Source organism: Arsenophonus sp. aPb (genome assembly GCF_029873475.1).
GTDB lineage: Bacteria > Pseudomonadota > Gammaproteobacteria > Enterobacterales > Enterobacteriaceae > Arsenophonus.
Genome location: NZ_CP123502.1, coordinates 14,261 through 28,591, shown reverse-complemented (window position 1 = coordinate 28,591; position 14,331 = coordinate 14,261). Strand labels below are relative to the sequence as shown.

9 protein-coding genes and 2 pseudogenes are annotated in these 14,331 nt (G+C 36.9%); 5 read left to right on the top strand and 6 right to left on the bottom strand.

The features are described 5' to 3' along the window. Positions 1–145: 145 nt before the first annotated feature. From rfbD to QE177_RS15420, 3 genes are all read right to left on the bottom strand, one after another. Positions 146–1,000: a dTDP-4-dehydrorhamnose reductase gene (gene rfbD / locus QE177_RS15430; RefSeq protein ID WP_280552591.1), complete on the bottom strand. Its 855-nt coding sequence runs from the start codon at positions 998–1,000 to the stop codon at positions 146–148. Further along, a complete protein-coding gene (gene rfbC / locus QE177_RS15425) occupies positions 997–1,533 on the bottom strand; it encodes a dTDP-4-dehydrorhamnose 3,5-epimerase (protein ID WP_280552589.1) in 537 nt (178 codons plus the stop codon). Before rfbC ends, rfbD begins: the two co-directional genes overlap by 4 nt. 221 nt (positions 1,534–1,754) lie before the next feature. Next, positions 1,755–2,396, bottom strand: a complete 642-nt coding sequence (locus tag QE177_RS15420; RefSeq protein WP_280552587.1) for a recombinase family protein — start codon at positions 2,394–2,396, stop codon at positions 1,755–1,757. A gap of 167 nt (positions 2,397–2,563) precedes the next feature. Between QE177_RS15420 and QE177_RS15415 the strand changes: the two genes are divergently transcribed. Next, the gene (locus tag QE177_RS15415) at positions 2,564–2,743 is read left to right on the top strand and encodes a DUF4158 domain-containing protein (protein WP_280552585.1); all 180 of its coding nucleotides are present in this window, start codon (positions 2,564–2,566) and stop codon (positions 2,741–2,743) included. A gap of 32 nt (positions 2,744–2,775) precedes the next feature. Here the strand turns inward: QE177_RS15415 and QE177_RS15410 are convergent, their stop codons facing one another. After that, on the bottom strand, positions 2,776–3,327 hold the full coding sequence (locus QE177_RS15410; RefSeq protein WP_280552375.1) for a recombinase family protein: 552 nt from the start codon (positions 3,325–3,327) through the stop codon (positions 2,776–2,778). Between the two features lie 200 nt (positions 3,328–3,527). Here QE177_RS15410 and QE177_RS15405 point away from each other — a divergent pair. Further along, positions 3,528–6,488 (top strand): annotated as a pseudogene (locus QE177_RS15405) (Tn3 family transposase). A gap of 179 nt (positions 6,489–6,667) precedes the next feature. On the opposite strand, the gene QE177_RS15400 reads toward QE177_RS15405, so the two are convergent. Both QE177_RS15400 and QE177_RS15395 read right to left on the bottom strand, forming a co-directional pair. Next, complete coding sequence (locus QE177_RS15400) at positions 6,668–9,904, bottom strand: P-loop NTPase fold protein (RefSeq protein ID WP_280552663.1); 3,237 nt, start codon at positions 9,902–9,904, stop codon at positions 6,668–6,670. 446 nt (positions 9,905–10,350) lie between these two features. Further along, a pseudogene (locus QE177_RS15395) lies at positions 10,351–10,976 on the bottom strand (recombinase family protein). Positions 10,977–11,937: 961 nt separating this feature from the next. Here QE177_RS15395 and QE177_RS15390 point away from each other — a divergent pair. The 3 genes from QE177_RS15390 (at position 11,938) to QE177_RS15380 (ending at position 14,308) form a co-directional block, all read left to right on the top strand. Beyond that, positions 11,938–12,870 carry a replication initiator protein A gene (locus QE177_RS15390; protein ID WP_280552661.1) on the top strand — a complete coding sequence of 311 codons (933 nt, stop codon included), beginning with the start codon at positions 11,938–11,940 and terminating at the stop codon, positions 12,868–12,870. Positions 12,871–13,229: 359 nt separating this feature from the next. Continuing rightward, positions 13,230–13,994 (top strand): ParA family protein, encoded by a 765-nt coding sequence (locus QE177_RS15385; protein ID WP_280552659.1) that lies wholly within the window; start codon positions 13,230–13,232, stop codon positions 13,992–13,994. Beyond that, positions 13,991–14,308 (top strand): hypothetical protein, encoded by a 318-nt coding sequence (locus tag QE177_RS15380; RefSeq protein ID WP_280552656.1) that lies wholly within the window; start codon positions 13,991–13,993, stop codon positions 14,306–14,308. The genes QE177_RS15385 and QE177_RS15380 overlap by 4 nt, the downstream gene beginning before the upstream one ends. The last annotated feature ends 23 nt before the right edge of the window (positions 14,309–14,331 follow it).

Here is a 14,331-nt window from a genome sequence, read left to right as displayed (position 1 = left end):
CAATCATATTCAATAACGGATTTAACAATGTCCAAAAAAAACCAAAAATTGTTCTCCGATATCGAATTGTAATTTGTTGGTAGATCAATTGCATCAATACTTGATGATAATAAATTATTTCATTAATAAAAATAATCATATATTCTCATTTAAAATTCATTAGTTTATCGATGGAGTGAGTAATACCATACAAAAAATTTGATCTCTTATATCCGTACCTTTCTAGCTTATTACAACTCAATGCACTAAAGGACGGTCTGATAGTAGAAAACTTATAATCTTTAGAATCAATTTTCATTATTAAAGATTTGTCAGCGCCCATCAAATGTGCTATTTCGCAGGCAAAGTCATACCAACTAATAACTTTATCCCCGCAGAAATGATATAGCCCAGGCGAAATAGTATTATTTTTAATAATTGCAATAATGAGGTCTGCTATATGTGGAGCATAAGTTGGGCATCCAATTTGATCTCCAACTATATGAATGTTTTTTTTCTTAAGAAGTAGATTATATATAGACTTAAGAAAATTTTTACCATATTCACTGTAAATCCATGAGGTTCTGATAATATATGAATTTACGTTATTTTCAGTAATAAATAATTCTCCAGCTAGCTTTGTTGAACCATATATATTCAATGGTTGAGGTTTATCAATTTCTTTATAGGCAGATTTAGTTTTACCATCAAAAACATAGTCTGTTGAAATATGAATTAACTTTGAACCATATTTTTGTGCAGCACAAGCAATATATTTGACACCAAAATAATTGACTAACTTTGAGCTTTCAATATCTTTTTCAGCGGCGTCGACAGAAGTAAATGCCGCAGTGTTAATAATGATATCAGGCTTAAATGAACAAATTACCTCATAAACATGTCTTTTTATTGATATATCCAATATAACTTTATCTGTAGATAAAATTACCCAATCAGAGGGAAATACTCTGTTAAGACTTTGACCCAATTGACCTTTTCCTCCAGTTAATAATACTTTCATTTCAATAACTTCAACAAAGAGACACCATTCCTATCTTTTGGTGATAATAAAGGTGTATCGATAGGCCATTTAATCCCCACTGTTACATCATCCCATAATAAGCACCCTTCGTGTTCAGGATAGTAATAATCTGTACATTTGTATTCAAAGTCAGCGATATCAGAAAGTACGCAGAAACCATGAGCTAATCCTGGAGGGATCCATAATTGATTTTTCTTTTTTGAAGATAAAAAAACTCCTACCCATTTGCCAAATGTCATGGATTTTGGCCGAATATCGACAGCAACATCAAACACTGTACCATTAACTACACGAACTAATTTACCCTGAGGGTTTTTCTTTTGAAAATGTAGTCCACGTAACACACCTTTCGTTGAGCGTGAATAATTATCCTGAACAAAATCAAAATTAATATTGAGTAATTGTTGGTAACGTGTTTTTTTGTATGTTTCTAGAAAAAAACCACGTTTATCAGTATATACAGAGGGTTCTATAATTTTTACATCTGCAATAATTGTATCGATTATTTTCACGACCAATATCCTATTACAAAAAATTACATAATTATTTTTATTTTGTTAAAAATTATTTTAATAATCGTTAATTATTGATTGTTTGTTATGAACAATAGTATCTAACTGAAATATTGCAAATTATATTAGTTAATTTTGTTATTGATATAATTTTTGGCTTTAAAGTGACCATTAAGGGGTCAGTTTGGATATCGAAAATTATTGTACGTTAAGGCTACTTTTTAATCAGACTCAACGTCTTTATAGAAGGCCTGAATGCGACAAACCTGGGAAGTACTGTAGCCTGTCGCGTCTGCCGTTTCGCGGACGCTGAGTTTTTTTACCTGCCGGTAGTACATCACTTTCTGATGCCGTTCCCGATCTGCCTGCTTTCCCCGGTATCTATCCAACGTATGTGCCCGTTCAATTCCCTGTTTTTGTCGCTGGAGGCGACTCAGCCAGTCCTTATGTGACATTGCAGCCATCAGGTCGATTAGCATGTTATTGATAGCAGTTATTACTGCGCGGGTGATCGGGTCAACCTGCGAAGAATCTTTATCTGACAGCGACTGCCATGATGTGGGCACATCAAGACTAATAATCCGCAGCTCGTGTTGTTCTATCTGCTTTTTCAGCGTCATCCAGTCGCTGTTGCTCAGACGGGTCAGACGGTCTATCTGTTCGACCAGCAAGATATCATTGTGGTGACTGTCCATCAGTAAGCGTCCCAGCTCCGGGCGGTCAAGTTTTGTGCCGCTGATATTCTCCCGGTAGTAGCTGGCGATTTTATGTCCCCGTTCCTGGACGAACTGCTCCAACATCTCTTTTGCCCGATCGGCGAACTGATCTTTCGTCGATGCTCTTAAATAAGCTCTGATAAACATTTTTTTACCACATTATCGCATTTAGATTATTGCATTTATTCTATCGCATTTAGGTTATTTCATTAGTGGAGTGTCGTCACGTTTTGGTTATAGCGCTAGGGTGTACCCTTATGCGATAAGCATTTTTGTTAAAAATACCGCACCGAATAATTTATGAGGGAAACTATATGGCACGGAGGCTAATTCTTTCTCTGTCGGAAAGAGAATCATTACTGGCATTACCGGACAATGAGTTAACGCTGACACGAATGGCGTATTTCAGTGAGCAGGATCTGGCATTTATTAATGCTCACCGTAAACCTGCCAGCCGTTTTGGTTTTGCTGTTCTTCTTTGCTATCTGGGGTAGCCTCAGAATTCGGAAAATATAGCACGCTAAGCCTATTTAGAGGCGGGGATCCATCTATACAGTGTCGGAATAGATACTCCTAAGTTATTTGCGACATCTTTTGGGGGGACTCCATTAGCCAGCAATTGCTTTGCTGAGGATATTTTGCTCTCGGTCATTTTGGGTTTACGACCACCTTTCCGGCCTCGTAAACGTGCAGCTTCTAGTCCAGCTTTGGTTCGCTCTGCTATTAGATCTCGCTCCATCTCAGCAAGACTAGCCATCACATGGAAAAAGAATCTACCGGAAGATGTCCCAGTATCTATTGAGTCTGTGAGGCTTTTAAACTGAACTCCCCGTTGCTGTAATTTATCGATTAGCTCTACTAGCTGTTTTACAGAACGCCCAAGCCTATCTAGTTTCCATACAACTAAAGTGTCTCCATCTCTCAACATTTCCAATGTTTTGTCTAAACCTGGCCTGTTTGCTCGGGTACCACTTATTTGATCTTCAAAGATTTTCTGACAGCCATGTTTTACTAATGAATCTTTTTGCAACTCTAAATTTTGTTCTTCTGTAGATACCCTTGCATATCCAATTAACACTGTAATTCTTCTCCGTAATTCCATTGCATGACAGGATTTTTATGAACAATTGACTCTCGAAACTCATTGAAATGGTAGTAAATTGAGAATAATGTTTCAAGAATGGTTTTTGAGAACAGTAACGTATTGATATTGCGTACAGTCGAAGGACAACAAAAGACATTCTCGCAAACCTTCGTTTTCAAGAAAAAGGAAACTGTATGCCTCGCCGTTCAATCCTTTCTACCGCCGAGCGCGAAAGCTTGCTGGCGTTGCCTGATAACAAGGATGAGTTGATCCGTCACTACACGTTTAGCGAAACTGACCTATCCATCATCCGACAGCGTCGAGGAGCAGCCAATCGCCTGGGGTTCGCGGTGCAACTCTGCTATCTGCGCTTTCCCGGCATCGTCCTTGGTATCGATGAGCGGCCATTTCCGCCCTTATTAAAATTGGTTGCCGACCAGCTTGAGGTTAGTATCGAAAGTTGGGACGAGTATGGGCAGCGGGAGCGAACACGGCGCGAACATCTGGTTGAATTGCAAACAATGTTCGGTTTTCAGCTATTCAACATGAACTACTACCGGCAGGCCGTCCATGCCATGACTGAGCTGGCTATGCAAACCGACAAGGGCATTGTGATGGTGAACGCATTAATTGATTATCTGCGGCAGCGATCAATTATTTTGCCAGCCATCAATGCTGTTGAGAGGGCTTGTGCTGAAGGACTTACCCATGCCAATCGACGTATCTACGATACCTTAGCCAAATCGTTGTCAGACTCGCACCGTCTTCGTCTCGACGATCTGCTCAAACTGCGGGATAACAGTAAAACTACTACTCTGGCTTGGCTCCGTTTATCACCAGTAAAACCTAATTCACGGCACATGCTGGAACATATCGAACGACTCAAGGTATGGCAGGCACTCGATCTGCCTATTGGTGTCGAACGGCTGATCCATCAAAACCGATTACTGAAGATTGCCCGTGAGGAGGACAGATGACCCCGCAGACTTGGCCAAGTTCAAGCCCCAACGTCGCTATGCGACATTGGTTGCGCTAGCCATTGAGGGGATGGCCACCGTCATCGATGAAATTATTGACCTTCATGATCGTATCCTGGGTAAGCTGTTCAATGATGCCAAGAAGCGACATCAGAAACAGTTCCAAGCATCAGGAAAGGCAATTAATGCCAAGGTGCGATTATTCGGCCGTATAGGCCAAGCATTGCTCGAAGCCAAGCAGGCCGGCAATGATCCGTTTACTGCTATTGAGACAGTCATATCCTGGGAAGCCTTTGCAAAAAGCGTGACAGAGGCACAATCGCTCGCGCAGCCAGAAGAATTCGATTTCCTGCATCGTCTCGGGGAGGGATACACCACACTGACCGTTACGCTCCAGCCTTCCTCACTGTGCTCAAGTTGAGGGCCGCGCCCACTGCCAAAGATGTATTGGAGGCTATCGATGTGCTGCGTAGTATGAACAAGAATAATGCCCGCAAAGTCCCTTGCAATGCGCCAACGGGGTTCATCAAGCCTCGCTGGCAGAAGTTGGTGATAACCGACGTCGGCATCGATCGACGTTACTACGAGCTATGCGTGCTATCGGAGATGAAGAACGCATTGCGTTCCGGTGACATCTGGGTGCAGGGATCTCGCCAGTTCAAGGATTTTGAGGACTACCTTGTTCCTCCCGATAAATTTGCTGGCCTCAAAGAGGCAGGAGAATTGCCGCTGGGCATAACTACCGACTGTGATCAGTATCTGAATGAGCGGCTGATGCGTTTGGAAACGCAGCTTGCTGCTGTCAATCGCCTGGCGAAAGCAAATGAACTGCCGGATGCCATCATCACAGCCTCTGGCCTAAAGATCACTCCGTTGGATGCAGCGGTACCCACTCACGCGCAGCTCTTTATCGATCAAGCCGCTAGAACCCTACCACATGTCAAGATCACTGAGTTGCTGCTTGAAGTCGATGAATGGACTGGTTTTACACGGCATTTCACACACTTGAAATCGGGTGTTCTGGCTAAGGACAAGAATTTGTTGCTGACGACAATCCTTGCCGACGCGATCAATCTGGGGCTGAGTAAGATGGCTGAATCGTGTCTGGGCACCACCTATGCCAAACTTGCTTGGCTGCAAGCCTGGCATATCCGAGACGAAACGTATGGCGCAGCCTTGTCCGAGTTAGTCAATGCACAATACCAACATCCGTTTGCCGAGCATTGGGGTGATGGTTCCACGTCTTCATCTGACGGTCAAAATTTCCGCACTGGCAACAAGGCGGAGAGCACGGGACACATCAATCCCAAATATGGCAGTAGTCCAGGACGGACCTTCTACACTCACATTTCTGATCAGTACACGCCATTTCATACAAAAGTGGTCAATGTCGGTGTACGTGACTCAACCTACGTACTTGACGGTTTGCTTTATCATGAATCAGATCTTCGAATCGAAGAGCACTACACCGACACGGCAGGATTTACCGATCACGTTTTCGCGTTGATGCACCTATTGGGATTTCGCTTTGCCCGCGCATACGTGACCTTGGAGAGACCAAGCTCTACATTACAAAGCGAGATGTCACCTATGAGGGATTGAAATCAATGATTGGCGGAACACTCAACATCAAGCTCATCCGCTCCTATTGGGATGAAATTTTGCGGTTGGCGACCTCTATAAAGCAAGGCACGGTCACGGCCTCCTGATGTTAAGGAAGCTTAGCAGCTACCCACGCCAAAATGGTCTGGCACTCGCCCTACGCGAGCTGGGACGTATCGAGCGCACGCTGTTCATTTTGGATTGGTTACAAAGTGTTGATCTCCGTCGCCGCGTACACGCAGGATTGAATAAAGGGGAGGCTCGTAATGCCTTAACTCGAGCTGTGTTTTTCAATCGTCTGGGGAAATCCGAGACCGCAGTTTTGAGCAACAGCGTTATCGAGCAAGTGGTCTTAACCTGGTGACTGCCGCCATCGTACTATGGAACACAGTTTATCTGGAAAGTGTGGTGAATGGATTACGTGCCAAAGGACATATCGTTGATGATGCGTTATTACAATACCTATCGCCGCTGGGTTGGGAGCACATCAACCTGACAGGGGATTACCTGTGGCGTAGCAATACCAAGATCGGCTTAGGTAAGTTTAGGCCGCTACGACCACTGCAATCTGCTTAGCGTGCTATATTTTCCGAATTCTGTGGCTACCCCAATATGGAATTCAGTGGGAATTTGAGCAGGGTCATTCTGATATAGGTGAATAGGTTTTTATAATTTTAAAATAGCAAGCCTCCATTATTTATTTTTTATATCTTAATGGAGGCTTAATTATATAAAAAGTAATTTATTATTATTTTTTAAATTTCTTCTTCACTTATGGCGATTTTAGCATATTCATTTTTAATTCGATTTCTAATAAATATAGAGTTTTTACACAAAGTTGGAAATTTATTTTTATTATTGATAATGCAGTGTAAAACTGTTTCTTGATCTTCTTTTGCCCAACTGGAAAAGTTAAATTTTTGTTTATCAAGCCAATCTATTAGTGTTTCATCGTTTAACGCTGCATTAAATAGGTTGGCAATACTGCGATGATCTTCTTTTTCAATTTCTTTAAAGGTTAGTTCTGTGTGAAAATAATGAATGATATTAATGCGATTATTTTGTGCTGTTTGCCTCTCTAAAAGAACATCATGAAGTTCATCTAAAATTTCGCGGCGTTGTACGTCCTCCAAACATGACCATAAAAAATGAATATTTTTGATGTTATTTATAGTTTCTTCTGACCCATATCTAAATAAGTTTGCAAATATTATTGTATTGATATCCATATGAATAAAATGTTCTATATCAATCATATGTTGCAAAATATATCGCCTATTACTATTTATCTCTTTTAAGGCAAATTGTAATCTTTCCTCGTTGTTAAAAATATCCTGAGCCAAGATATATAATTTATTATTGATCTCTGGTAATTCGTTTAGTGCGAGAAGATCAGTTAGAAAAACCTTATCTAGATCTCGTATATGTTCTGATCTTAATTGATCTAATAATAATTTTTCTTGTTTTTTTACTAGTGTCATTGGTTTGGAATTGGGTACTTTTTGTTTAATCAAATCATAATAATTACTAACATATTTAATAATAGATATATTATCTACATTACAATCATTAATAATTTTACATACAGCATTTTCTATGTAGGGTAAAATAGAGTCATTGGATAATTCATTAATAACATTATCTAATGATAGTGAATAACGAAGATAAAATTCCATAAATATAATAAATTCTTTATTATTGATATATTCATTATATTGTTCTAAGTATGAAAAATCCCTGACCTTTATCATGTGTGTAATAGCTTGAGCAGCAAATTCAGTTGAAAATTGTTTTTCTGCATTTATTTTATTTTTATAATATTGATAATGATTTGATTTATCCCATTCAGGATTTAAGATTACCTTTCTAAAACCAAATTTATTATTGTTGATTTCATCATTTCTTAACATTGATAGAGTGTTGTTATTTTGATTATGTACCTCTTCATTGTCAATGATATCCCTAACAATAGTATTGGAAAGTTTAATATGTCTGATAACGTTAGGATTGAAAAGATCGCCTTCTTCATTATTGAGAATACAAAGAAGCATTTTTTTTATGTTGTCATTCGTAAGTTTAAGGCTATTAATATTAAGGTTAGAAAGCTCATCTTCATAAGGAAAAAGAAAATTTGCATAGATTTCTCCATTTATTTTATTTTTAATTAATCCTAATAGGTTTTTATTAAAAATTTGAGAATAATCATTAGCATCTTTTAATAATTCAATAATAACCTCATCATCATATTTGTCAGTAATCTGAAGTTTATCAAGTTCATCAATAATGAAATTTTTTTGTCGTTCTAAAAAAGGTTCTTGTTCTATTCTCCCAGAATTTAATAAATGTAATAAACTTTGATTCAGATCTCTATCTGAAGGTTCTTTTGTTAAGATTGCAAAATTAGCGTTAAACATATCGACTAGTATGGCAATTTCATTTTTTATCAAATCTAATGTATTTTCTTTTAATTCCGAAATCGCTATTAAAGCGTTGCGTATTTCTATTTTCTGCATAATACGTCGCCAAGCATGGCTGAATCCCCACCAGGTTATTAGTTCTTCTAATTGCGTAGTGTTATTTGTATTAATAGCTTCTACAAGTGGGTTATCTAAAAGTTCACTTCTAGCTAATTCAATATCAGTTTGATAATGAATACTCATGAAAAACTCATTCCAACGGCGAGTATCATTATTAAAAATTCGTGAGAGTTGTTTGATAGTTAATTGTATTTTTGTATTAAGTTTATCTTTGTCTTCTTCTGTTTCTTTTTTGGGAGTACGAAGTAATATTTTAATATCATGATCAGAGTATTTTACAACGAGAATGTATAATGCAAAAAGAATATATCGGTGTTTTTCTAATGCTGTGATAGTTAGGTTAAGAATATAAATATCGTTAACAAATTTTTTCATTAATCGCGGTGTTATATATGGATATTCAATCGGTTTCCATAACTCCAGTAGTTGAGAGACTTCTTTACAAGAGTAGATATCTGATGGATCCACTGTTTCTTTCCAAAGTTGTTGAAAAGCTTCCTGCCAACCAGCAGTGATTAATGGTGGTGTTATAAAAGTGATTGGGATACGCTTTACAATGAATTCTCTTCCATTATGTCCATCTACAGCAAGAGATGCGGTAACTTGTTTCGCGGAGTAAGGTACAATAATTTTAAAATGCTTGTGCGTTGTATTTGCAATTAGCTCTATGTCGCTCCAAAGTTCTTTGACTTTATCTGAGCTAACGCGATCTAAATTATCAATAATGAGAATTATACGAATATCTTCTAGGATAGTCCCTTTTGAAGTAAATCCTTTAAGAGCTTCCGTTAGTTCAATCGTACCGACCTCTTTATTTACTAACCAAGTTTCCTCAATTCTGTCTATGCTATTTCGTTTAAAAAGATCTCCAACAGAAGGAATTTTATTTTTTTTTCGAGAATATGGCAGTAGAAGATAGAGTAGTAGAATAACAGGTGATATTACACAAAGGATTTCAATAGCTATTATCCAAAAACTTGCATGATTCTTTAATATAAGGTTATTTAAATCTACTAGTAGAGGACGAAATATTTGAAGACTTAAGAAAGAAAAGATAATAAATGTTATTGTCCACCAACTGATTCTACTATTCACTTTTTTATCATATTTTACAATATTACCTAAGGCTTGATTCTTGAATTTATCTAATTTTGTTTGGTCGACGTTTTTTTGCTTACTTATTCCTTCATGAATAACTTCTATTAAAGCTTTTTTAGTCGAACCATGCTGGTAAAGCTCCGCATCGAAATCAATAAAAATAAATTTACTATCGAGTTCTTTTTTCAGGAGTTTAAGTATCGTTGATTTTCCTGAGCCAAGCTCCCCTTCTAACCCAACGATATCAATATCTTGTTGTTCTACTATTTCAGCCATTTTCTCGGCGACCTTTTTATGGCTGTTACCTCGAAATATATCATTTTCAGCGGGAGACTCAGTCTGCAATTTGAGAGACATACAATACCCTTTTACTAATATTTTATTGATTCGGTAATAAGTTAAATGATCATATTAAAAAATAATTTATTATTAAATTAGCGACATATTATTACACTATTTGAGTAACAAAAGATAATTATTCTGTTAGTTTGACAAAATCAAAATTTAGTTACAACATGAATTATCTCATAATAAAACAATGATACCCCTTTAACTCCTTCAACAAGCGATAAGGGGTCGCCTCAGAAAACGGAAAATAAAGCACGCTAAGCAAGTTGATATGAGCCCAAGTCATGGGAACATGCGCTGCTATCGCTCGGATTAGGTTTTCTCTGACCTCGGTGTCCGTTGCCTTTTCGAGTTGGCGTGCAAGATAAAGATAGTTCCAGCAGATGATGCTGTTCTTGATGAGCCGATTAGGGCTCCGTTTAGGAAACGGAAATATTGTACGTTAAGACTACTTTTTAATCAGACACCACTTCTTTATAAAGAGTTTGAATACGGCAAACCTGCGAAGCACTGTAGCCTGTTGCTTCTGCTGTTTCTCGGATGCTGAGTTTTTTCACCTGACGGTAGTATATTACTTTTTGGTGCCGTTTCTGATCAGCTTGTTTCCCTCGATATTTACCCAGCATATGCGCGCGCTTAATTCCCTGTTTTTGTCGTTTTCGGCGACTCAGCCAGTCCTTATGTGACATGGCTGCCATCAGGTCGATAAGCATATTGTTGATGGCAGTTATCACCGCGCGGGTGATCGGTTCAGTCTGCGAAGGTTCTCTATCTGGCAGCGCTTGCCACGAGGTGACAATCCGTAATTCATGTTGCTCAATTTGTTTTTTCAGCGTCATCCAGTCACTATTGCTTAATCGAGTCAATCGGTCTATTTGCTCAACCAGTAAAATATCATTACGGTGACTTTCCATTAGTAAACGTCCCAACTCTAAACGGTCGAGTTTTGTACCGCTGATATTCTCCCGGTAGTAGCTGGCTACTTTATGCCCTCGTTCCTGAACGAACTGCTCCAGCATCTCTTTGCCCTATCGGCAAATTGATCTTCCGTTGATGCCCTCAAATAAGCTCGAATGAACATTTTCTCTCCGCGCTATCGCATTTAAGTTATTGTATTTATTATACCGCATATAAATTATATCATTACTAGTAGAACGTCACATTTTCATTTTTGCGCTAGTAAGGCCTATTCAAAAATCAGCGTAAAGCTCATAAAATAATTAGTTACAACATACAATAAACATAAAAAAACAACCATACTTTACTTTACCCTTTTAATAGACGACATGAACAACTTAAAATTGTCTAATAGGATTAGATGTTTTATCCAAGAAAACCTCTTAGAAACGTTCTTAGCGTGTTTAAACGCTAGAAAAATTTATTGTCTTAAAAACTTCTACCGCTCACCGCAGCTAAGTGACCGAAGCGTTAGCGAGCGAACGTGCGAGGAAGCGGAATGTCATCAGAGTTCAAAAATAGATTGGGTTACTCAATTGATTAAAATTTGCTCTATTAGGACTAAGTTTAGTTTATTAGAACGTTAAGTGAAATGTTCACATTGTCTTGAGAAAGTTATCCACAGTAAAAGTGAACAAAAAAGACAGTTAAATATAGTTATGTATAGTTAAAAGAAGTTAAGGGTAAAAAAACTTGATATATCTTCATGTTTTTTATGTGTTTTTTTTTGATTAAAATTCCTGAATCCCAGTAATTTATTCCTGAATCCCAGTAATTTATTCCTGAATCCCAGTAATTTATTCCTGAATCCCAGTATTGAAAACGAGTTATCCACATTAAAAAAAGTAAAAAATGTGATTTAAGCTACAATACTAATATTGAATTATTCTTGAATCCCAGTAATATTTTCCTAAATCCCAATATTTTGAGTATAAATTTTAGAAAAAGCGTATTCCTAAATCCCAAAAACTGATTCCTGAATCCCAAAATTGATTCCTGAATCCCAAAAACTGGCAAGCCGCTCAAATGCTACTAACACTTGAACGGCTCTAACCAACAACCCTAATTGCACTAGGATTGCGGCTATGTTAGATCTTACAAAGAAATCGAGAAAATACAACTTGAAAACATTACGTCCCCATAAACATAAGCAGCTCGAATTTTTTATCGCGGATGATGTTGATATTTCAACATTTCGTGATGAATTAGCCAGCATGGAGCACCCATTTTTTGCATTGAAAGCAGGTGATGTTAGGGATAGAGAATATAAAAATGGTGCGGTTACTGTTACTGTAAAACCAACTTCATCAGGATTGGCAACTGTTTTCGATAAAGACATCTGGATTTATGCTATTTCAAAATTATTAGAAGCGATAAACGATCATCAACCAATTAGTAGAACAATAGCTTTCACGCCTTACGATTTTTTCGTTACGACTAATCGAGAAATTGGCGGTAGAACTTATAAGGAACTTGAAAAATCTTTAGAGAGATTGGCTGGTACAAGAATAACAACGAATATTATTTATTCTTCCGATAAACAAGAATCAGTAGGATTTGGGTTGATTGATAGTTGGAGAATTTTGGATGAGAAAAAGGGAAAATTAGAAATTGGGATGGTGGAAATAACTCTCCCTGATTGGTTATATGAAGGTATAACTAAAGAGAAAATACTCAAAATTAGTCCTGATTACTTTCGTATTCGTAAAGCTATTGATAGGAGACTTTATGAAATTGCTCGAAAACATTGTGGTAATCAGCATGAATTTTCCATATCTTTGGAAAAACTTCATTTGAAGACAGGTAGTACTGCAACCTCTTCAAAATTTAAATTTAATATTAAGCAACTAGCTAAAACAAATGATCTCCCTGATTATGAAATCTTATTTGATCCTTTGACAGAAAAAGTTACGTTTAAAAATCGCCAGCAAGATATATCGTCAGCAGAAGTTTCGCGCAAAAAAGAGAAAGGAAAACGCGAAGTTTTTAAAATAAAAAAATCATTATTAAATAAATAGTTATTATAGATAACTTAAGGAAATTACTTATATATTTATCTGTATACTGATAAATATATGAGCATATGTGTATATGTTAGTGTGTGTACTTATGTTGGTATACTTTTAATTATGTGTGTTTATGCAAATTTTATCTTTTCTGTTAATGATATGTCTGATTGTGATTGTTAATATGTGTATGCTGGTATAAGTATGTGTATATATGTATGTTTATGTAAGTATTAATATGTGTTGATAAACATTAAATTGTATCGATAATTAAAAAATTTTGGATTAATAGAATATATAAAAATAATAGCTTATAATATACACATACACATACACATACACATGTAAGCATGCATTTAATGGCACAATATATGGCTAAAGTAATAACAATCATAAATCAGAAAGGCGGAGTAGGGAAAACCACTACAGCACAAGCTATAGGTGTATGGATACAAGTAAAAAAAAATAAAAAAGTATTGTTTTTAGATTTAGATCAACAAGGAAACCTTACATACGCTTTAGAAGCAGGAAATAGTGATTACAACACTTTAGAAGTATTAGAAACAGGAAAAATACGAGCAGATAAAGCACAGCTAACAACAAGCGGATTTAGTGTTATCCCTTCTACACCTTCACTAGCTAATGTTGATGCGGTATTAACTCAGACAGGGAAAGAATACAGATTAAAAGAAGCTTTAGCTGGTTTAACTGACTATGACTTTGTAGTTATGGATACTCCTCCAAGCTTAAATATAATCACAATTAATGCTTTAACAGCCAGTGATTACGCTGTGATACCTGCACAAGCGGATATATTTAGCTTGCAGGGAATCACTCAGCTTGGACAGACTATAGAAACAGTAAAGCGCTATACAAATAAAGATCTAAAAGTTCTTGGTATTGTATTAACGAAGCACAATACACGTAGCATATTAAGTCGTGACTTGCAGAAAGTAATTACAGATACAGCTATGCATCTACACACAAATGTATACACACAATATATAAGAGAAGCAGTAGCTATTAGAGAAGCACAGGCTATGAAGAAGGATATATTTAGCTACAATTCTAAAAGTAATGCTACACAGGATTATGACGCATTAATGAAACAGATCTGGAAGGATATTAACCAATGAGTAAGAAAAGTTTTGTTAATGCTAACCCGGCAATGGCTTTTATTAGCATGGTGGAAGGTGCGGAAGATTTTTCATCAGTAACTGAACATGCTAAACAAAAATTATCAAAAAAACACCATCAGAAAGAAGAAAAAAAAGTAGTTAAAACCGTTCCAATGAAGAAAAATCCCGAATTTATAGAAACAAAAAGTAAGCGTGTGCAAATGCTTATACAACCTTCTTTATATAATGAAATCAAGGAAGAGGCCAAAAGGAAAGGCGTAAGTGTTAATGAAATGATGCACGAAATACTTAAGTCTTATGTAGATTCGTAACTATCAATTGAAAGGATTTCGTA

Bases quoted from the DNA above. Each gene is read 5' to 3' on its own strand.
- rfbD (WP_280552591.1), bottom strand. From the start codon at position 1,000: ATGAAAGTATTATTAACTGGAGGAAAAGGTCAATTGGGTCAAAGTCTT.
- QE177_RS15420 (WP_280552587.1), bottom strand. From the start codon at position 2,396: ATGTTTATCAGAGCTTATTTAAGAGCATCGACGAAAGATCAGTTCGCC.
- QE177_RS15415 (WP_280552585.1), top strand. From the start codon at position 2,564: ATGGCACGGAGGCTAATTCTTTCTCTGTCGGAAAGAGAATCATTACTG.
- QE177_RS15400 (WP_280552663.1), bottom strand. From the start codon at position 9,904: ATGTCTCTCAAATTGCAGACTGAGTCTCCCGCTGAAAATGATATATTT.
- QE177_RS15390 (WP_280552661.1), top strand. From the start codon at position 11,938: ATGTTAGATCTTACAAAGAAATCGAGAAAATACAACTTGAAAACATTA.
- QE177_RS15385 (WP_280552659.1), top strand. From the start codon at position 13,230: ATGGCTAAAGTAATAACAATCATAAATCAGAAAGGCGGAGTAGGGAAA.
- QE177_RS15380 (WP_280552656.1), top strand. From the start codon at position 13,991: ATGAGTAAGAAAAGTTTTGTTAATGCTAACCCGGCAATGGCTTTTATT.